We start from the raw sequence: 19,813 nt of genomic DNA, 5'->3' as shown, positions 1-19,813 counted from the left end.
GGTGCCTAGCGCCCTGCCGCTGGGCGATCCAGCACCACCGGACGGGCTGCTGCCCGGCCAGGCGCTGGAGAGCGCCGCCGGCCGGGCGTTCGGGCTCTACGTGCATATCCCGTTCTGCGCCGTGCGCTGCGGCTACTGCGACTTCAACACCTACACCGCCACCGAGCTCGGCGGCGGCGCCTCCCAGGACGCCTACGCGGGTACCGCCGTCGCCGAAGTCGGCTTCGCGGCGGACGTGCTGTTAACCAGCGGCCTACCGAAACGCCCGCTCAGCACCGTCTTCTTCGGCGGCGGCACACCCACCCTGCTCCCGGCGGAGGACCTGGCCCGCATCCTCACCGCCGCCGTCGCAGCCTGGGGCCTCGAACCCGGCGCCGAGGTCACCACCGAGGCGAACCCCGACTCCGTGACGCCGGAATCCCTGCAGTTGCTCGCCGACGCCGGGTTCACCCGCGTCTCTTTCGGCATGCAGTCGGCGGTACCGCACGTGCTCAAGGTACTGGACCGCACCCACACGCCCAGCCGTGTACCCCAGGCCGTCCAGTGGGCCCGGGAGGCCGGACTCGCCGTCAGCCTCGACCTGATCTATGGAACACCGGGGGAGTCGCTGGCTGACTGGCGTTACTCACTGGAGACCGCGCTGTCCTATCAGCCGGACCACATCAGCGCCTACGCGCTGATTGTCGAGGAAGGCACCAAGCTGGCCGCGCAGATCCGCCGCGGCGAGGTCCCGGGAATCGACGACGACGACCACGCGGCCAAATACGAACTCGCCGACCAGCTCATCTCCGCCGCCGGGCTTTCCTGGTACGAGGTAAGCAACTGGTCCCGGACCCCGGAGCAGGCTTGCCGCCACAACCTTGCCTACTGGCGGGGCGATGACTGGTGGGGAATCGGCCCCGGAGCGCACTCCCATGTGGGCGGCGTGCGCTGGTGGAACGTCAAACACCCCGTCGCCTATGCCAGCCGGCTGGACGCCGGGCTCTCACCTGCCGCGGGCCGGGAAACCCTCGATGCGCAGACCCGCAACGTCGAACGCGTCATGCTGGAAGCGCGCTTGAATTCAGGGTTGGAGATCGCCAGCCTGGGCGGGCTGGGGGACACCGGGCGGCACGCCGTCGCAGGCCTCATCGCCGACGGGCTCATTGACCCGGCCGCGGCTTTCCACGGCAGCCTGATCCTGACACTGAAAGGCCGGCTGCTCGCGGACGCGGTGGTCCGCAGGATCCTGCCGGACTGATCCGCCAGGGCTGGACCCGGCAGGACGGGAGTTGCAGCCCTACTGGACCCAGCGGAGATTGAAGCCGTAGCGGTGCGGCTGGCCGCGGTTGACGCGGATGCCGGCGGCCACAGAGAAGCACGTCACGGCGATCCAGATGACGGTGGCCAGGACCGCGAAAATATTGCCCACCACCGGAACGAACACCAGCAGGTTGCACACTACGGCGGCAATCGTGGGCGGCAGCGTAAAGTTCAGAGCTTCCTTGGACTCCTGCGCCGTGAACGGGCCGCGGTCCTTGAAAATCAGGTAGATCACCAGCGCGGGCACGCAGCCCAGAATGCCGCCGAAGTGGGCCAGCGTGGCCCACTGCCGGTCCTCACTCGCAGTAAGCGGCAGTGCATTTGCCGGAACGCCATGGTACGGGGGCTGGCCATGGCCGGCCTGGTTGCCGATGTGTTCGCGTGCGTCATCTGCCACGGTGTGTCGTCCTTTAAGAGTGCGGTGGTGCGTTGGTGCCGGGAGGTGCCAAGGCTGCGCAGGGAGCGCAGCCGCCGTACCAAGAATACGTGCTCGGGCGCGGAATCACGGATCGGCCCGCTGGCAGATGCTTCTGAACCGTAGCTTTTCGGCAGCCCCGCTCAGGGAACTGTGAGGAAGTCAATAACCTCTTCCACCCGGCCCAGCAGGGATGGCTCCAGATCGGCGTAGTTGCGGACCGCGCCGAGGAGTTTCTGCCAGCCCAGGCCGATGTCCTCCTTGGTGCTGTGCGGCCAGCCGAAGGCTGTCAGGATCCCGGTCTTCCAATCTACGCCGCGGGGGATCACCGGCCACGCCTCGATCCCCAGGACGGCAGGCCGAATCGCCTGCCAGACATCCACGTAGGGGTGGCCGACGATCAGGACATTGCCGGCCGCCCCGGGGGACGCCATCACGGCGGCGGCAATCCGGGATTCCTTGGAATCGGGCACCAGGTGATCCACCAGGACGCCCAGGCGGCGCCCGGGCCCGGGGCGGAAGGCTGCCACCGCACCGGCGAGGTCGTCAATGCCATGCAAGGGTTCGACGACGATGCCCTCCACCCGGAGATCGTCACCCCAGACCTTCTCGACGAGCTCGGCGTCGTGCTTGCCCTCCACCCAAATCCGGCTCGCTTTGGCGACCTGGGCGCGCTGGCCCTCCACCCGGACCGAACCGGACGCGGTTCTGGCGCCTGCGGCGGCCGCGCCCGTTGGCGCCGGGCGGGGCGCCGGGGGTATCAGGCGGATCGGCTGGCCCGCCAGGAGGAAACCGAATCCGAGGCGGAATGACCGGGATTTGCCGCGGCGGTCTTCGAGGGCAACCACATGCATCCCCCCGGACTTCTCCACCCGCGTCACGGCACCCACCCAGCCGGATTGCACGTCCTCGAGCACCATTCCGCGCTCCACGGGCACTTCCGGGAGCTGGGCTTTGGCGGGGGCAGAGAGGTCCTGCGGACCCCAGTTCTGGTACGACATCGGATACACACTGCTTTGCGTTCGGTTTGCTGCGGGCGGGCTGTGCCCCAAAACACGCACCCCGGGAGGAATGCCGGGAGCGCATTCAATGCTAACAACGGGGTGACTCATATTAGACTGGTTAGCACTTAGGCATGTCGAGTGCTAACCACTGCTCATCCGGCCACCCTGCATCCGCCGCGGCCGGCGGGAAGCGGCACCGGATGCAGGACAGTCGAGAGGAGGTGGAGTGTGAGCGAACCACGCAAACTTGAAGTACTGCGGGCCATCGTGGAGGACTATGTCCATTCGCGGGAACCCGTCGGGTCCAAGGCCCTTGTGGAGCGGCACCACCTCGGCGTGTCCAGCGCCACCATCCGTAACGACATGGCTGCTTTGGAAGACGAGGGCCTGATCACAGCTCCGCACACCAGTGCCGGGCGAATCCCCACCGACAAGGGCTACCGGCTCTTCGTGGACCAGATCTCGGCGGTCAAGCCACTCTCGCCCGCGGAGCGGCGCGCCATCCAGGCCTTGCTGGAAGGCTCCGAGGACCTCGATGATGTCCTGGACCGGACAGTCCGGCTGCTCTCGCAGCTGACCAACCAGGTCGCCGTCGTGCAGTACCCGCACCTCAGCCGGGCCAAGGTACGGCACATTGAATTTGTCCTGCTGGCGCCCCGCAAGGTGCTGGCGGTGCTGATCGCGGACACCGGCAAGGTGGAACAACGCGTCATCGACGTGGCACAGGACCTTTCGGATGAGGCGTTGTCGGAACTGCGCACGCGGTTCCTTGGCAGTCTCACCGGGACCCCGCTGAACCTGCTGCCGCACTCCTTGCAGTCCGTGGCCGCCAGCTGCCCGCCCGCGCGGCGCAGCGCCGCCCAGGCCCTGGCCCGTGGCCTTGAGGCACTGGCCACCAGCAGCCGCGAGGAACGCATGGTGATGGCCGGAACGGCCAACCTGGCCCGGTCCAACGTCGACTTCCCGTTGACCATCGGCCCGGTCCTGGAAGCCCTCGAGGAACAGGTGGTCATGCTCCGCCTGCTCAGCGACATGGCGGCGGACCCGAGGGGCGTTACGGTCAGCATTGGCCGGGAGAACCCGTACGACGGCCTCGCAGAAGCATCGGTGGTGGCCACCGGCTACGGACCGGACGCGACTGCGAAAGTAGGCGTGCTGGGCCCCACGCGGATGGACTATCCCACCACCATGGCCGCCGTCCGGGCGGTCGCACGCTACCTTTCCAGGATCCTTGGCCCCTGACGGGCCGGGTCCACCCTCCACCGCGCGGCGCACCAGCCGGGCACCAGACTTCTTGCCCCCAACAGGCAGTACTACCAGGAAGAGAAACACACTTTGAGCAGCCACTACGACGTCCTTGGAGTTTCCCGCGAAGCCACGGGCGAAGAGATCAAGAAGGCCTACCGAAAACTGGCCCGGACACTCCATCCCGACGTAAACCCCGGGGACGACGCCTCCGACCGGTTCAAGGCCGTCACGCACGCCTACGAGGTGCTGTCCGACCCGCAAAAGCGCCGGATCTACGACACCACCGGTAACGAGAACGGCAACGACAACGGCTTCGGCGGCGGCAACTACGCCGGCCAGGGATTCGCGTTCCAGGATATCTTCGAGACCTTCTTCGGCGCCGGCGGCCAGGGCGGGCCCGCGTCCAGGGTCCGCCGCGGCCAGGACGCGCTGATCAGCGTCCGGATCGAGCTCCGCGACGCCGTGTTCGGTGTCAACAAGAAACTCGAAGTGGACACCGCCGTGACCTGCCCCACCTGCGAGGGGTCCTGCTGCCAAAAAGGCAGCCACCCGGAACGCTGCGACATTTGCGGCGGCAGCGGCCAGGTCCAGCGCGCAGTGCGGTCCATCCTGGGACAGGTCATGACCACGGCTCCCTGCGGGTCCTGCGAGGGCTTCGGCACCGTCATCAAAGATCCCTGCAACGAATGCGCCGGGCAGGGCCGGATCCGCAGCCGGCGCACCCTGACGGTCAAGGTTCCCGCCGGCGTCGCTACCGGCACCCGCATCCAGCTTTCCGGTCAGGGTGAGGCCGGCCCTGCCGGCGGCCCCGCAGGGGACCTCTACGTGGAGATCCGGGTCAACAACGACGCCACGTACGTTCGCGACGGCGACGACCTGCATGCAAGCCTGAACATCCCCATGACGGCAGCCGCGCTCGGCACCGAACTCAACCTCGACACGTTCGACGGCCAGCAGGAGATCGATGTCAAGGCCGGCACCCAGTCCGGGGAGATCATCACCCTCCGCGGGCTCGGCGTCACGCACTTGCGTGGCTACGGCCGCGGCGACCTCAAGGTCCACCTGCAGGTGGACACCCCGGCCAAGCTCGACGCCGCCCAGGAGGACCTGCTGCGCCAGCTTGCGAAACTGCGCGGCGAACAGTTCACCGAAGGAAAACTTGCCGCGAGCGGCGGGGTCTTCTCGAAGCTTCGGGACCGGCTCGGTAACCTGTAGCGGTGAGCAACCCGGTCTTCTTCACCTCCCCTGGCACCCTCGACGGGCTGGCCCCGGGGTCCGTCTTTGTCCTGCACGGACCGGAGGCCCGCCACGCTGTCACGGTGAAGCGCCTCGCCGTGGGGGAGATGGTCGATATTGCCGACGGCGCCGGCAAACGGCTGACCGGTGCCGTCTCCGCCGCCGAGCCAGGCGAGCTGACGGTGGAATGCTCAGAGCTTTCGGAGGAGCCCCGCCCCGGAATCCGCCTGGTCCTGGTTCAGGCCCTCGCGAAAGGTGACCGGGACGAGCTCGCCGCCGAGACCGCCACGGAACTGGGGATTGACGCCGTCGTGCCGTGGCAGGCGGAACGGTCCATCGTCCGCTGGAAAGCCGACCGTGCGGCCAAAGCGCACGCCAAATGGCAGTCGGTGGTCACGGCGGCGGCCAAGCAGGCACGCCGGGCCTGGATCCCGGAGGTCCGCGCCGCCGTCGACGGCGCCGGCCTCCAGGCCGCAGTGGCCGCCGCGGACCTCGCCATCATCCTGCACGAGGACGCAGTGCGCCCGCTGCGCCAGGTCCTGGAGGGTTGGCGGGGCGCCGGGTCCGGGGCCGGAGGGCCGGACGCCGGGTGCGAGGTCCTGCTGATCGTCGGACCTGAGGGTGGTATCAGCCCGCGGGAAGTGACCAGGCTCTGCGACGCCGGCGCCGTGACAGCCCTGCTCGGGCACCACGTGCTGCGCTCATCCACGGCCGGGCCGGCCGCCACCGTCCTCGCCAGCGACATCCTGGGCCGCTGGTAGGGGACCGCCGGCGCGCCCGCTCCGCTGCCGGCTAATCCACCGTGAACCCGCGGGTATCCACGAACAGGTGCTGGTCCGGGTTGCCTTCCCCGACCTGGGAGACCCGGACTTCGTAGCTGCCCGGTCCCAGGTTTGCGGAGATGCTAAAGGTTCCCGCCTGTCCCGCCTCGGCCGAAGCCGTGGCCGTCCCATTCAAGTATTGGGTTTCGACGCTGCCATCGATGCGCAGAATGTCCCACCGGAGCTTGCCTCCCGCAGCGGTGCTGCGGCCGGAGATCTTGATGGCACCATCGGCCAGGGTGGTCCCTTCCTGGGGATCAATGATCCACACCGGTGCCACCATCCCGGCGCTGCGTGAGGTGGGGGAGCCGAGCCGGACGTGGTTGAACGCGACATAGTCGGTATGCCCGTCGACGAGCACCACCACCTGGACCAGCTGGCCGGCATCGATGAGCCCGGCGCTGGCGGCAGCCGCCGATGCGGTGTAGACAAGTTGCTGGACCGCACGCTCGGCCATGGCCGGATCAACGTTGCTGTTAAACGCATCCGCTGATAGATCCACGGTGATCACGTTCTTGCCGGAAATCGAGCTTGCCAGCTTCTTCGGGTTCTGCCACGGCGTAAAGAAGTCCGGATCCAGCGGTTTCTGGGACATCATGACCCGCAGCGCCCGGGTCACCGGGTTGTCCTCTTCAGGGACATCACGGAACTCCCGGTAGAGGAATGTGCTGTCGTTGCTGCGGCCGATCCAGTACACCGGGGCCTTGTTGGACGCCTGGGACGTTTCCAGCGGCGCGCTCGTGGTGGGTGCGGACGGCAGGGCCGAGAGGGCCTGCGACGGCGAGTCTGAATCGGTGATGCCGGGCTGGGATGAGGCCACGCAGCCGGAGAGGGCAAGCGCCGCAGGCAGCACGAGCACCAGCACGGCCCGGCGTGTCCGCCTGCCTGCTGCTGCCTGAGTCATCCTGCGTTGCCTGATGGCCGCCGCCTTTTGCTGCTCGGTTGTCTTTTTTGTTGCCGTCAGTTGCGCTCGTTCTCTGCGTCCCCGCCCGGCTGATCCTGCCGCGGCTGAGGTCGATTTCCAGCATGTCACACGGCTCTGGGCGTAAACCGTGGATTCGGCCGGCGGCCCCGAACTGCAACGGGAACGATATGCGCCCGATGCAGAGTTGATACCTAAGGCGCCCGGCCGGCCCTGAACGGCGGGAGAGGGCCGGGCGGTGGCGTCAGAACCGAGCACCCGGAATCACCCTCTTCGAGGGGGGACAGCAGACTGGCCGCCGCGTTGGATAGGAGATAGCGGTCCCAGACAAACGAACGATGGAGAAGTCATGTCCCATCAGTTGAGAATCGGCACGATCGGGGGCACCCGCACGCCCGCGGAGCTCGATGCCCGGCGGTTTAACCGCCACACGTTCTGGTGCGGGCAAAGCGGTTCGGGCAAGACCTATGCGCTGGGGGTCCTCCTCGAACAGTTGCTCCTCCAGACCCGTTTGCCGCTCCTCATCCTGGACCCGAACGCGGATTTCGTCCGGTTGGGAGAACTCAAAGAGCCACTGCCCGAGGGTCCGGGCGCATTTGGTGACGTGCGCGTACTGCGCGCCACCGCCACCGGAGCGGATCACGTCCGCGTCCGGTTCCTGGACCAGACGCTGGCGTCGCGGGCTGCTGTCCTCGGTCTCGACCCGGTCTTGGACCGGGATGAGTACAACGTCCTTGTCCATCTCGAGAACGAACTGAGCGTGACGGCCCGAAGCGACCTTGTCGGCGCGCTGCGGGCGAAGGACTCCACAGCCAGCAGGGATCTGGCCACGCGGATCGAGAATCTCGGCGTGCTGGAGTGGGACCTCTGGGCCTGGGGCGGCCGTTCTGCCGAGGATGTGATTGATGAACGGCCACGGGCTACCGTCCTTGACCTCGGCGGGTTCCGCTTTCCGGCGGAACCGCAGGTTGCGGCCCTCAGCGTGCTCGATCACCTGTGGGAAAAGCGCGAGGAGCGCCGCCCGCTTCTTGTGGTGATCAACGAAGCCCACAACGTCTGCGCCTCGGCCCCTGTCACACCGGTTCAACGGGCGCTCACCGAACGGGTCACCCAAATCGCGGCGGAGGGACGCAAATTCGGACTGTGGCTTCTTATCTCGACGCAGCGGCCGTCCAAACTGCCCGTGAACGTCCTGAGCCAGTGCGACAACCTGGTTCTCCTGAAAATGGCGTCGCCCCGCGATCTCAGCGAACTGGCCTCTGTCTTCGGTTTCGTCCCGCCCGGGTTACTGGACCAGGCCCTCCATTTCAGGAAAGGTCAGGCCCTGGTTGCCGGCGGCTTCATCGCCACGCCCTCAGTGGTGCTCGTGGGCTCCCGTCTCACGCATGAAGGCGGGGCGGATGTTGCGGTACCGCTGTGAAGGCGTGCACCGGGCCGTACCCTGGCGGGCGCCGGGTCCGGCCCGCTGGCGTAAGATGGGAGTACCCGTTGCCCCGGCCGCGGACGGCGAGTCCCGCCGTCGGACCGGATGACGGAACACACCATTTCCGAACTGGAGGGGACCGGAGGCCCGCGGGCCAACACCATGACTGAAGCAGCGAACGGCAAGGCCCGGATCAGCGCGGGAGCGCGCACCGCAGGTGAATTTCCCCACACCCTTCCAGGGCTGCGTACGGAGGTAGTCCTGTTCGACAGTTCCGATCAGATGGTCCAGTCGCTCGGCAGCCATGACGAGGCCCTTCGCTTCATCGAAACCCAGTACCCGGCTGTGGACTTCCATGTCCGCGGCAACGAACTTGCCATCAGCGGGCCCGCGGCGGACGTGCCGCGCATCATGCGCCTGCTCAACGAAGTCCGCGGCCTCGTTGCCCGGGGGACCGTCATCACCCCGGCGGTTTTGCAGCAGCTCGTGTCGATGCTGCGCAGCCAATCACTGCAGAACCCGGTCGAGGTCCTGACCCACAACATTCTTTCCAGCCGCGGCAAAACCATCCGGCCCAAGACGCTGAACCAGAAGAACTACGTGGACGCGATCGATGACAACACCGTAATCTTCGGCATCGGCCCGGCCGGCACCGGCAAGACCTACCTGGCGATGGCCAAGGCGGTCCAGGCGCTGCAGCAAAAGGAAGTCTCCCGGATCATCCTGACCCGTCCCGCCGTCGAAGCGGGGGAGCGGCTGGGATTCCTGCCCGGCACGCTCAGCGACAAGATCGACCCCTACCTGCGCCCGCTCTATGACGCCCTGCACGAAATGATGGACCCAGAATCCATCCCGCGGCTCATCGCTGCCGGCACCATTGAAGTCGCCCCGCTGGCCTACATGCGCGGCCGCACGCTCAACGACGCCTTCATCATCCTGGATGAGGCGCAAAACACCACGCCGGAGCAGATGAAGATGTTCCTCACCCGGCTCGGCTTCGGCTCCAAGATGGTGGTCACCGGTGACGTCACGCAGGTGGACCTGCCCTTCGGGACACGCTCCGGTCTTCGGATCGTGGAGGACATCCTGACAGGCATCGACGACGTCAACTTCACCGTGCTGGACGCCTCCGACGTCGTCCGGCACCGACTGGTGGGAGACATCGTCAACGCATACAGCGTGTGGGATGAGATCCAGCGGAACCGGGTCAAGCATTCCGTGGCCCGCGACAAGCGGGGTGAGCGCCCGTGAGCATTGAGGTCAACAACGAATCAGGCATTGCCCTCGACGAGGCGGAGTTGGTGCAGCTGTCCCGGTTCATTTTCGAACGGCTCTTCATCCACCCGCAGGCGGAGCTGTCGATCCTGCTCGTGGATGAGCCGGCCATGGAGAAGCTGCACATCGAACTGATGGACGAGCCAGGTTCCACGGACGTGCTCTCGGTGCCCATGGACGAGCTGACGCCCGGCACCCCCGGCAAGCCGACCCCGCAGGGCATGCTCGGCGACATCGCCATCTGCCCCCAGGTTGCGCAGGTCCAGGCGATGAACGCCGGCCACTCGACCCAGGATGAAATGCTGCTGCTCACCACGCACGGCATCCTGCACCTGCTCGGTTTCGACCACGCAGAGCTGGAGGAGAAGGAAGAGATGTTCGGGCTGCAGCGCGAACTTCTCTCCGCCTTCACCGGCAAAGACGCCCCGTCAGAGACGATTCAGTGACGCCACTGATCGTCGCCGGCATGGCGCTGGTGTTCCTGAGTTTTGCGGCGTTCCTGACCGCAGCCGAATCCGCCTTCAATTACCTTTCCCGGCACGACGCCGAGGCGGCGATTCTGCACAGCCGCGGCAACGCCCTTAAACGGATTATGGCCCAGCCCGTGGCGCACATGCGCGCCCTGCGCTTCTGGCGCATCTGGTTCGACATGGCCTCCGCGGTTGCCGTCACCGTGCTCTTGAACAGCCTGCTCGATAATGTCTGGCTTTCCGGGCTGATTGCCACCGGCGTCATGGCACTGCTGGGATTCGTCATTGTGGGCGTGTCCCCGCGGCAGCTGGGCCGGGTGCATTCGGCCGGCCTGGTCCGGTTCAGCGCCCCGCTGATCCGCTGGCTGTGCTGGGTGCTGGGCCCGATTCCCGGCTGGCTCGTCACCGTTGGCAGTGCCGTGGCCCCCGGCGCCCCGGCAGACAATGAGGCGTTCTTCAGCGAAGAGGAATTCCGTGAACTGGTGGACCGTGCCACGGAGTCCGACGTGATCGAGGACAACGAGGCAGAGCTTATCCAGTCGGTGTTTGATTTTGGCGATACGCTGGTCCGCTCCGTCATGGTGCCGCGCACCGACATCCTCAGCATCGACTCCGGTTCAAGCCTGCACCGGGCCATGTCGCTGTTCCTGCGCTCGGGGTATTCGAGGGTCCCCGTGATCGGCGAGAACACCGACCAGGTGCTGGGCATCGTATACCTCAAGGACGTCGCCGCGGTCCTCCACAACCTCCGTCCCGGGCAGGCGCCCCCGGTCGTTGACGAGCTCGCCCGCGAGGTGCGCTACGTGCCCGACTCCAAGGCCGTCAGTGAGCTGTTGCGCGAACTGCAGAAGGAATCGACGCACGTGGCAATCGTGATCGACGAGTACGGCGGCACCGCCGGCCTCGTCACACTGGAGGACCTCATCGAAGAAATCGTGGGTGAGATCGTAGATGAATACGACACCGAGAGCGCGGAGGCGGTGGAACTCGGCGACGGCAGTTACCGGGTCAGTGCCCGGATGAGCGTTGAGGATCTCGGCGAACTGTTCGACCTTGAACTTGACGACGACGAAGTGGACACTGTGGGCGGCCTGCTCGCCAAGGCCCTTGGGCGGGTCCCGATCGTCGGCAGCACCGTAGAGGTCCACGGGTTGTCCCTCCGCGCCGACCGGCTCGAAGGCCGGCGCAACCGCGTCAGCCACATCATTGCGTCGGCAGTGCCGAAAGAAGAAACTGACCTTGAAGACCTTCTCGACGAGGCCGCACCAATCCAACAGGGAGTCTCACGTGAGCAAGCAGAATAAGTCCGACGACGGCGGCGCAGCCCACGGTGGCTACCGCGCCGGCTTTGCGGTGCTGGTCGGCCGGCCCAATGCGGGCAAGTCGACCCTCACGAATGCCCTGGTCGGCCAGAAAGTCGCGATCACCTCGGCCAAGCCGCAGACGACGCGCCACACCATCCGCGGCATCGTGCACCGGGAGGACGCCCAGTTGATTCTGGTGGATACCCCGGGCCTGCACCGCCCGCGGACCCTGCTGGGAAAACGGCTCAACGAACTCGTCGCCGACACCCTCGCCGAGGTTGACGCAATCGGGTTCTGCCTGCCCGCCAACGAAAAGATCGGTCCGGGTGACAAGTTCATCGCCGCCCAGCTTGCCGCCATTGGAAACAAACCGGTGATCGCTATCGTCACCAAAGCCGACACGGTGGACCGCCAGGCGCTCACTGAACAGCTGCTGGCCGTCGCCGCCTTGGGCCGCGACGTCCTCGGTGAGGAGAGCTGGAAGGATATCGTGCCCGTGTCCGCCACCGACGGCTTCCAGGTCGAGACCCTGGCCGACGTCCTGATCGGCCAGATGCCGGCGTCCCCGCCGCTGTATCCGGACGGACATCTCACGGACGAACCGGAAGCGGTGATGATTGCCGAGCTCATCCGTGAGGCAGCCCTCGAAGGTGTCCGTGATGAGCTTCCGCACTCCCTCGCTGTCGTGGTCGATGAGATTGTTCCGCGCGAAGGCCGGCCCGAGGACAAGCCATTTCTGGATGTGCGGGTCAATCTTTACGTGGAGCGGCCCTCGCAGAAGGCCATCATCATCGGCAAGGGCGGGGCACGATTGCGCGAAGTCGGCACCAACGCCCGGAAAGCAATCGAAGCGCTGCTGGGTGCCCGCATCTACTTGGACCTGCACGTGAAAGTCGCCAAGGACTGGCAGCGTGACCCGAAACAGCTCGTAAAGCTCGGTTTTTAGCCCGCGGGTCCCACTCCGGCCCGGGCCCGCGCCGCACCCATCAAACCCGCCACCGGGGAATTCCCAGATTCGGACCCTAAAATGGTCAGACCCTGTCCGTGAAAGAAGGCTGAACCGTGTCCCGACCCCGTGAAGACCGCGCAGGCGGAGCCGGTTCCCCGGCAGGGTCCGGCCCCGCTGCCCGGCACACGGACGATTCCGCCGTCGGACCGGCCCGGCACCTGGGGCCCATCGGGCGGATGCCGCGATGGCTGAAGATCGGCACCGCCGTCGTCTCCATCCTCCTCATCGGCGTCATCGCCTTCGGCGCGTACTGGGCCATTCGCCTGCAAAGCAACATCACCAAGGCATCCTTGGGGGCCGGAAGCGGTAAAACCGAGTCCGCACTGGACAACTCACGGGACCGGATGCAGATCCTCATCCTTGGCTCGGACACCCGTGATGGCAAGAATTCCCAATACGGCGGGGCCGATGACTCCACCGGCTACGGGCATTCCGATGTCATGATGCTGATGGACATCTCGGCGGACAACAAGCGCGTCAACGTCGTCAGCTTTCCCCGGGACCTGCTCGTCGATATTCCCAAGTGCATCGATCAGAAAACCAAACAGGGATATCCGGCCCAGAAAGACGTCATGATCAACGCGGCCATGTCAGAGGCCGGCATCGGCTGTGCTGTGGACACCGTGAACAAGCTCACGGGCCTGGAAATCGACCATTTCATGATGGCGGACTTCAATTCGGTCAAGGAACTCTCCAACACTGTCGGCGGGGTGGATGTCTGCATCAGCGACGCCGTCTACGACCCCGACTCCGGACTGCGGCTCCCGAAGGGTACCTCCAAAGTTCAGGGGGAGCAGGCCCTCGCGTTCCTGCGTGCCCGCCATGCCTTCGCCGACGGCGGCGACCTCGGCCGGATCAGGGGGCAGCAGGCGTTCCTGTCGTCCCTGGTCCGTAAGATCAGGGACGACGGAACCCTCGGCAACCCCGCCAAGACGCTGCAGATCGCGGATGTCGTGACCCGCAACCTCACCATCGATGAGGGCCTTGCCTCGGTGCCGACACTGCTGACGGTCGCGAACCGGTTAAAGAACATCGACGTCAGCAAGGTGGCTTTTGTTGCCGTGCCTACCGTGCCGGCGGTCAGCGACGTCAACCGCCTGGAGCTCGCCGAACCCGCTGCCTCGCAGCTGTTCGCCGCGATGCGCAAGGACATTGACTTGACGGACCCGACGGCGACCCCGAGCCCGTCCGTCAGCCCGGACGGGAGTGCCGCCCCCAGCGCGGAGCCGACACCCGGCGCTGAGCCGACACCCAGCGAAGTGGCGACCACTTATGACAAAGCAGTACAACCCGTCACAGTGGCCAATGGTTCAGGAGTTCCGGCGCGCCCCCAGGAAATTATCCAGACCTTGACAGCCGGCGGCTTCACCAAGCTTGCCCAGCTCGCCGCCCCGCCCGTGGCGGCCACGGCCGTGTATTTCGGCGCGGGCTACGACGCCGTGGCAACGGATGTGGCCGCCCTGCTGGGGATACCGGCGGCCCGGGTGCTGCCTGCCGCCGGGGTCAACGGCGTCCAGGTCTACCTCGGCAGCGACCCAGTGGGCGGCACGGCAAGTAAAGACGCGGCGGTGGACCTGCCCTCTGACATCGTCAACCAGACCGCCGGCGACGTCGTCTGCCAGCAAGCCAACCCCGCCCTGATTACCCGCTAGCAGGGCCCGCCCGGGACATACGGCCGGGGCCGGCTGCCGGAATCATCCTGCGGCCGGCCCTGGACTGTGAACGGGCACTGCCGGGACCGTCACCTACCAGATGCTGACGCGCCCCGCCATGGGCATCCACATGCCATCCTGCTCCGAGGTATCGAACGCCTCGTGGAAGGCATCGAGATTCTTGGCGATCTGGTTGGTGCGGAACTCGTTCGGCGAGTGCGGATCGGTGGCGAGCCTGCGGATGGCTTCCTCGTTCCGCATGACCTGCCGCCAGCCGGCCGCCCATGAGGCAAAGAAGCGCTGCACGCCGGTCAGGCCATCCAGCACCGGAGGTTCCTGGCCGTCCAGGCTGATCAGATAAGCCTTGTACGCGATCGTCAGCCCGCCGAGGTCGCCGATGTTCTCGCCCAGGGTCAGGTTGCCGTTGACGGTATGCCCGGGCGCCGCCGACGGGGAGAGGGCATTGAACTGGGCCACCAGCTTGGAGGTCATCGCCTCGAAGGCGGTCCGGTCCTGGTGGGACCACCAGTTCCGCAGCAGCCCGCTGCCGTCATACTGCGAGCCCTGGTCGTCGAAGCCATGGCCTATCTCGTGGCCGATAACAGCGCCGATGCCCCCGTAGTTGACGGCGTCGTCGGCGTCGGCGGTGAAGAAGGGCGGCTGCAGGATGGCAGCCGGAAAAACAATCTCGTTGAGCAGCGGGTGGTAATACGCGTTGACCGTCTGCGGCGTCATGAGCCACTTCTGCCGGTCCACGGGCTTGCCCACCTCATCAAGATGCCGGTCGACGTCGGCGCTGTGCGCGCGCTCCACATTGCCCAGCAGGTCCGCCGGGTCGATGTCGACCGCGGAGTAGTCGATCCACGTGTCGGGGTAGCCGATCTTGGCGCGGAAGGAGTCGAGCTTTTTCAACGCCTCACGTTTGGTTTCCTCTCCCATCCACGCGAGTCCGGTGATGGATTCGCGGTATGCCTCGATCAGGTTCGCCACGAGTAACTCCATCCGGGCCTTGTGCGACTCGGGGAAGTGCCGGCTGACGTAGATCTCGCCTACCGCCTCACCGAGGGCGGCCTCGACGACGGCGACGCCGCGCTTCCACCGGTCCTTGTTGCGCGGCGTTCCGCTGAGCGTGGTGCCGTAGAAGGCAAAGTCCGCCTCCACCAGCGCGGGGGAAAGGTAGGGGGCTGCCGCGCTGATGACCCGCAACGCCAGCCACTCCTGCCAGACCGGGAGCGGCTCCGAGTCCAGCAGCGACGCTGCCCCGGCAAAAAAGTCGGGGGTGCTCACCACGAGTTCAGCGCGCTTTTCCGGTGCGATGGCGGCGGCGTCGAACCAGGCCGGAAGAAGCGGGAAGAGCGCAGCGGCCTCGTCGGCTGACCGGAGGTTATAGGTCTTCTGCGGATTCCGCAGGGTGACCTTGTCCCAGTGGTGCGAGGCCAGAGCCTTCTCAAGCTCCACCACCCGGTGCGCCGCGCCGTGCGCGTCAGCAACGCCGGCCAGGGTGAAAACGGTCGACACATGGTCCGTGTAGGCCTGCACCACCGGCGCGAATTTCTCCTCGCGGTAGTACGACTCATCGGGCAGTCCCAGCCCGCCCTGGCCGGTGTAGAGCAGGATCCGGTCCGGGTTTCCGGCGTCGGGTGCCGGGTAGATGTAAAAAAGCCCGCCCACATCGGCGCGGAACAGGCGGCCGGCCAGCGCCACGAGTTCCGCGACCGACGTCGTGGCGGAGACCTCGGCGAGCCGTTGCCGGATCGGGTCCAGGCCTTTCGCCTCCGCCGCAGCCTCGTCCATGAAGCTGTTGTAAAGCTCGCCGATCTTCTGCTCGATTCCGGTGGACTCCGCCCCGCGGGCGGCCGCGTCTGTGATGATTTCCTTGACCGCGAGCTCCGAGCCGTCACGCAGCGCGGTGAACGTTCCCTCCAGGGCCCGATCATCCGGAATCTCGGTGCTCTTGAGCCAGGTGCCGTTCACGTGCTGGTACAGGTCATCCTGCGGCCGGACGCCGGCGTCGATGTTGGACAGGTCAATCCCCGAAAGCGGCACGAATGCTCCTTTGAGAGGCAGTCCGGCACCGCCCTGTGGGGGTTCCGAGTCTGCATGGTGGACGTTGCAGAGGTAACGCCCCTTCATCTTACGCACCCGTGTTACTGTGAAAAGGTGCGCGCAGAACTGCTTCTTCTTAGCTGCCGCGGCGAGGCCTCAGACGCGATCTAGCGCAAGGCCCACCCTCGCTGCGGAGTTTGTGTTGCCCGGCCACCCTTTCACCAGGAATCACAGAAAAGGCCCCGATTGTAATGCGAAACGCACAAAAGCCCTCCGGAATGCCCATCCACCGCTACGTCCCTTTTCAGGACATCATCACGGTTGAATTGCCGGACCGCACCTGGCCGGACAAGGTCATCACCAAGGCCCCGCGCTGGTGCGCGGTGGACCTGCGTGACGGCAACCAGGCGCTGATCGACCCGATGAGTCCCGCCCGCAAGCTGAAGATGTTCCAGCTGCTGGTACGGATGGGCTACAAGGAGATCGAAGTTGGTTTTCCGTCCGCCTCACAGACGGACTTCGACTTCGTCCGGCAGCTCATCGAGGGCAGCCACATTCCGGACGATGTCACCATCCAGGTCCTGACCCAGGCCCGCGAGCACCTGATTGAGCGGACGTATGAGTCCCTCGTTGGCGCCAAGCAAGCGATCGTGCACCTGTACAACTCGACGTCGGTTCTGCAGCGCCGTGTGGTCTTCAACCAGGACGAAGACGGCATTCTGGACATCGCTCTGCAGGGCGCGCGGCTGTGCAAGAAGTACGAGGAAACGCTGCAGGACACCCACATCACGTACGAGTACTCGCCGGAATCCTTTACCGGAACGGAACTGGAGTATGCCGTCCGGGTCTGCAACGCGATCGCGGACGTCTTCGAGGCCTCGGCCGACAGCAAGGTCATTATCAACTTGCCCGCCACCGTGGAGATGGCTACTCCGAATGTCTACGCCGACTCCATCGAGTGGATGAGCCGGAACCTGCACCCGCGCGAGGGCATCATTCTTTCGCTGCACCCGCACAATGACCGCGGAACGGGCGTCGCGGCCGCGGAACTGGGCTACCTGGCCGGTGCCGACCGGATCGAAGGCTGCCTGTTTGGCAACGGTGAGCGGACCGGGAACGTGGACCTGGTGACACTGGGCCTGAACATGTTCGTCCAGGGCGTCGACCCGATGATCGATTTCTCCGACATCGACGAGGTCCGGCGCACCGTGGAGTACTGCAACCAGCTGCCCGTGGCCGAGCGCGCACCCTACGGCGGGGACCTCGTCTTCACCGCATTCTCCGGTTCGCACCAGGACGCGATCAAAAAGGGCCTGGAGGCGCTGGAGAAGGACGCCGCCGCCGCCGGCCAAGACGTCGCCGACTACCCCTGGCAGGTCCCGTACCTGCCGGTCGACCCGAAGGACCTGGGCCGCAGCTACGAGGCCGTCATCCGGGTCAACTCCCAGTCGGGCAAGGGCGGCGTCGCCTACCTGCTCAAGAACGAGCACAACCTGGACCTGCCCCGGCGCGCCCAGATCGAGTTCTCCGGTGTCATCCAGAAGCAGACGGACACCATGGGCGGCGAAGTCAGCGGCGCCCGGCTCTGGCAGGTCTTCCAGGACGAATACCTGCCTTCCGGCGCTGCCGACGCGCAGTGGGGGCGCTACGCCCTCGGCTCGTTCAGCACCGAGACGGACGAAGACGGTTTTATGACCCTGCACGCGTCGGTCAAGGTCGACGGCGTCCAGGTCCAGCGGACCGGCACCGGCAACGGTCCGATCGCTGCCCTGCTGAGCATCCTGCGTGAGGATGGAGTGGACGTCCGGGTCCTGGATTACAGCGAACATGCCCTGTCCGAAGGCGGCAGCGCCCTCGCCGCGGCCTACGTCGAATGCGCCGTCGGAGAGCGTGTCCTGTGGGGCGTCGGGATCGACGCCAACACGTCCACGTCCTCGCTCAAGGCTGTCATCTCGGCCGTGAACCGGGCCATCAGGGACGCCCGCGCCTAGCCGGTAAACCGGCACGGCGCCGCCGGGTTCTCCGGCGGCGCCGTGCTGGCTTTCACCCCAATGGCAGTGTTTCCCGCCCAGATAATGCGAAGATTAACCGTGGCCCAACCTTCCTCTTTTGCCTCCCGCGCCTACCGTGATGACGGCGTCGTGTTGCGTACCCACAAGCTGGGCGAGGCGGACCGCATCATCACCATCCTGACCAAGCATCATGGCCAGGTCCGCGCGGTGGCCAAGGGTGTCCGCCGAACGAGCAGCCGCTTCGGCGCGCGGCTGGAGCCCTTTATGGTCGCGGACCTGCAGCTCATCTCCGGCCGGTCCCTGGACATCGTCACCCAGGCGGTTGCCAAAGGCGCCTATGGCGGCAACATTGCCGCCGACTACGGCCGCTACACCGTCGCTGCCGCGATGACCGAGACGGCGGAGAAGCTCACCGACGTCGACGGCGAATCGGGCACCGCCCAGTACACCCTCCTCGTCGGTGCCCTGGCGTCGCTAAGCCGCGGCGACCACACTCCCGAACTGATCCTCGATTCCTACCTGCTGCGCGCCCTTTCGACCGGCGGCTGGGCGCCGAGTTTTACCGACTGTGCCCGCTGCGGTGCCCGCGGGCCGCACAATGCGTTCTCCGCCCCGCTCGGCGGCATGGTCTGTGCCGACTGCCGCCCGCCGGGATCGCCGGCACCCGCTGCCGAGACGGTCCTGCTGCTCGGCGCGTTGCTGACCGGGGACTGGGTCACCGCGGACGCGTCCGTCCCCGTGCACCGCCGCGAAGCTGCCGGCCTGGTGGCCAGCTACCTGCAGTGGCATCTGGAACGGGTCCTGAAATCCCTCAAGCATGTGGAGCGAACATAACTGTGGCGTTGGGTAAAAAGAACAATCCGGTCCGGCAGCGCAGCGCCCCCGTGGTGAGTCCGTACCCGCACCCGTCCGGTGCCATGGCCCCGGCCATCCCTGCGGAGTTCATTCCACGGCACGTCGCCATTGTGATGGACGGCAACGGCCGGTGGGCGAACCAGCGCGGCCTGCCCCGGATCGAGGGCCACAAGGCGGGGGAGCCGGCCCTGCTGGACGTGGTGGCCGGAGCGATCGAGCTCGGCATCGAGTACGTGAGCGTCTACGCCTTCTCCACCGAGAACTGGCGCCGCTCGCCCGAGGAAGTGCGCTTCCTGATGGGTTTTAACAAGGACGTGCTACGTCGCCAGCGCAACCAGCTCGATGAGTGGGGTGTCCGGATCCGCTGGTCGGGGCGGCGCCCCCGGCTCTGGGGGTCGGTGATCCGCGAGCTGGAGGAGGCCGAGGACTTCACCCGCGGCAACAGCACCTGCACTTTGAACATGTGTGTTAATTACGGGGGGCGGGCAGAGATCGCCGATGCGGTGTCTGCCATAGCGGAGGAGGTGGCGGCCGGACGGCTAAGGCCGGGCGCCATCACCGAGAAGACGATTCAGAAGTACCTCGACGAGCCGGACCTGCCGGACGTTGACCTGTTCCTGCGCAGCTCCGGCGAGCAGCGGCTCTCCAACTTCATGCTTTGGCAGTCGGCGTATGCGGAGTTTGTCTTCATGGACACGCTGTGGCCCGACGTGGACCGGCGGACGCTGTGGGACGCCGTCGGGATTTATGCCGAGCGGGACCGCCGCTATGGCGGCGCCGTCGACGCTGCGCCCGCCGCCCCGGCCTGACCCCGGCGGT

General features: G+C 66.4%; 17 protein-coding genes. 13 read left to right on the top strand and 4 right to left on the bottom strand.

Features of this window, described 5'->3' with window-relative positions; translation table 11 throughout:
• The first annotated feature begins 1 nt into the window (after window position 1).
• The gene (gene hemW / locus VUN84_09865; GenBank protein XAS62649.1) at window positions 2-1,240 is read left to right on the top strand and encodes a radical SAM family heme chaperone HemW; all 1,239 of its coding nucleotides are present in this window, start codon (window positions 2-4) and stop codon (window positions 1,238-1,240) included.
• Window positions 1,241-1,279: 39 nt separating this feature from the next.
• Here the strand turns inward: hemW and VUN84_09860 are convergent, their stop codons facing one another.
• Both VUN84_09860 and VUN84_09855 read right to left on the bottom strand, forming a co-directional pair.
• Entirely contained in the window at window positions 1,280-1,699 is a 420-nt protein-coding gene (locus VUN84_09860; protein XAS62648.1) for a DUF4870 domain-containing protein, read from the bottom strand.
• A gap of 161 nt (window positions 1,700-1,860) precedes the next feature.
• The gene (locus VUN84_09855; GenBank protein XAS62647.1) at window positions 1,861-2,718 is read right to left on the bottom strand and encodes a DUF3097 domain-containing protein; all 858 of its coding nucleotides are present in this window, start codon (window positions 2,716-2,718) and stop codon (window positions 1,861-1,863) included.
• Between the two features lie 231 nt (window positions 2,719-2,949).
• On the opposite strand from VUN84_09855, the gene hrcA reads away from it, so the two are divergent.
• The 3 genes from hrcA (at window position 2,950) to VUN84_09840 (ending at window position 5,966) form a co-directional block, all read left to right on the top strand.
• Window positions 2,950-3,963, top strand: coding sequence for a heat-inducible transcriptional repressor HrcA (gene hrcA, locus VUN84_09850; protein XAS62646.1), 1,014 nt, complete (start codon window positions 2,950-2,952; stop codon window positions 3,961-3,963).
• A gap of 93 nt (window positions 3,964-4,056) precedes the next feature.
• Window positions 4,057-5,184: a molecular chaperone DnaJ gene (gene dnaJ / locus VUN84_09845; protein ID XAS62645.1), complete on the top strand. Its 1,128-nt coding sequence runs from the start codon at window positions 4,057-4,059 to the stop codon at window positions 5,182-5,184.
• A 2-nt stretch (window positions 5,185-5,186) separates the two neighbouring features.
• On the top strand, window positions 5,187-5,966 hold the full coding sequence (locus VUN84_09840; GenBank protein XAS62644.1) for a 16S rRNA (uracil(1498)-N(3))-methyltransferase: 780 nt from the start codon (window positions 5,187-5,189) through the stop codon (window positions 5,964-5,966).
• A gap of 31 nt (window positions 5,967-5,997) precedes the next feature.
• Here the strand turns inward: VUN84_09840 and VUN84_09835 are convergent, their stop codons facing one another.
• Entirely contained in the window at window positions 5,998-6,930 is a 933-nt protein-coding gene (locus VUN84_09835; protein ID XAS62643.1) for a GerMN domain-containing protein, read from the bottom strand.
• A gap of 367 nt (window positions 6,931-7,297) precedes the next feature.
• Between VUN84_09835 and VUN84_09830 the strand changes: the two genes are divergently transcribed.
• The 6 genes from VUN84_09830 (at window position 7,298) to VUN84_09805 (ending at window position 14,081) form a co-directional block, all read left to right on the top strand.
• Window positions 7,298-8,368 carry an ATP-binding protein gene (locus tag VUN84_09830; protein XAS62642.1) on the top strand — a complete coding sequence of 357 codons (1,071 nt, stop codon included), beginning with the start codon at window positions 7,298-7,300 and terminating at the stop codon, window positions 8,366-8,368.
• 165 nt (window positions 8,369-8,533) lie between these two features.
• Window positions 8,534-9,622 carry a PhoH family protein gene (locus tag VUN84_09825; GenBank protein XAS62641.1) on the top strand — a complete coding sequence of 363 codons (1,089 nt, stop codon included), beginning with the start codon at window positions 8,534-8,536 and terminating at the stop codon, window positions 9,620-9,622.
• Complete coding sequence (gene ybeY / locus VUN84_09820; GenBank protein XAS62640.1) at window positions 9,619-10,092, top strand: rRNA maturation RNase YbeY; 474 nt, start codon at window positions 9,619-9,621, stop codon at window positions 10,090-10,092. Before VUN84_09825 ends, ybeY begins: the two co-directional genes overlap by 4 nt.
• A complete protein-coding gene (locus VUN84_09815) occupies window positions 10,089-11,420 on the top strand; it encodes a hemolysin family protein (protein XAS62639.1) in 1,332 nt (443 codons plus the stop codon). The genes ybeY and VUN84_09815 overlap by 4 nt, the downstream gene beginning before the upstream one ends.
• Entirely contained in the window at window positions 11,404-12,366 is a 963-nt protein-coding gene (gene era, locus VUN84_09810) for a GTPase Era (protein XAS62638.1), read from the top strand. The genes VUN84_09815 and era overlap by 17 nt, the downstream gene beginning before the upstream one ends.
• 239 nt (window positions 12,367-12,605) lie before the next feature.
• Window positions 12,606-14,081: an LCP family protein gene (locus VUN84_09805; GenBank protein XAS65814.1), complete on the top strand. Its 1,476-nt coding sequence runs from the start codon at window positions 12,606-12,608 to the stop codon at window positions 14,079-14,081.
• 93 nt (window positions 14,082-14,174) lie between these two features.
• Here the strand turns inward: VUN84_09805 and VUN84_09800 are convergent, their stop codons facing one another.
• Window positions 14,175-16,127, bottom strand: coding sequence for a M13-type metalloendopeptidase (locus VUN84_09800; protein XAS62637.1), 1,953 nt, complete (start codon window positions 16,125-16,127; stop codon window positions 14,175-14,177).
• Window positions 16,128-16,378: 251 nt separating this feature from the next.
• On the opposite strand from VUN84_09800, the gene leuA reads away from it, so the two are divergent.
• The 3 genes from leuA to VUN84_09785 all read left to right on the top strand — a co-directional run bounded on the left by leuA (window position 16,379) and on the right by VUN84_09785 (window position 19,803).
• The gene (gene leuA / locus VUN84_09795) at window positions 16,379-18,118 is read left to right on the top strand and encodes a 2-isopropylmalate synthase (GenBank protein ID XAS62636.1); all 1,740 of its coding nucleotides are present in this window, start codon (window positions 16,379-16,381) and stop codon (window positions 18,116-18,118) included.
• Between the two features lie 84 nt (window positions 18,119-18,202).
• On the top strand, window positions 18,203-18,973 hold the full coding sequence (recO, locus tag VUN84_09790) for a DNA repair protein RecO (protein ID XAS62635.1): 771 nt from the start codon (window positions 18,203-18,205) through the stop codon (window positions 18,971-18,973).
• 2 nt (window positions 18,974-18,975) lie between these two features.
• Window positions 18,976-19,803: an isoprenyl transferase gene (locus VUN84_09785; protein XAS62634.1), complete on the top strand. Its 828-nt coding sequence runs from the start codon at window positions 18,976-18,978 to the stop codon at window positions 19,801-19,803.
• The last annotated feature ends 10 nt before the right edge of the window (window positions 19,804-19,813 follow it).

The organism is Micrococcaceae bacterium Sec5.8, from assembly GCA_039636775.1.
GTDB lineage: Bacteria > Actinomycetota > Actinomycetes > Actinomycetales > Micrococcaceae > Arthrobacter.
This window is presented reverse-complemented; position numbering and strand designations above follow the sequence as displayed.

Coding starts and splice junctions, on each gene's coding strand:
- VUN84_09855 (XAS62647.1), bottom strand. CDS start 2,718: ATGTCGTACCAGAACTGGGGTCCGCAGGACCTCTCTGCCCCCGCCAAA.
- VUN84_09835 (XAS62643.1), bottom strand. CDS start 6,930: ATGACTCAGGCAGCAGCAGGCAGGCGGACACGCCGGGCCGTGCTGGTG.
- VUN84_09830 (XAS62642.1), top strand. CDS start 7,298: ATGTCCCATCAGTTGAGAATCGGCACGATCGGGGGCACCCGCACGCCC.
- VUN84_09825 (XAS62641.1), top strand. CDS start 8,534: ATGACTGAAGCAGCGAACGGCAAGGCCCGGATCAGCGCGGGAGCGCGC.
- VUN84_09805 (XAS65814.1), top strand. CDS start 12,606: ATGCCGCGATGGCTGAAGATCGGCACCGCCGTCGTCTCCATCCTCCTC.
- leuA (XAS62636.1), top strand. CDS start 16,379: ATGCGAAACGCACAAAAGCCCTCCGGAATGCCCATCCACCGCTACGTC.
- recO (XAS62635.1), top strand. CDS start 18,203: ATGCGAAGATTAACCGTGGCCCAACCTTCCTCTTTTGCCTCCCGCGCC.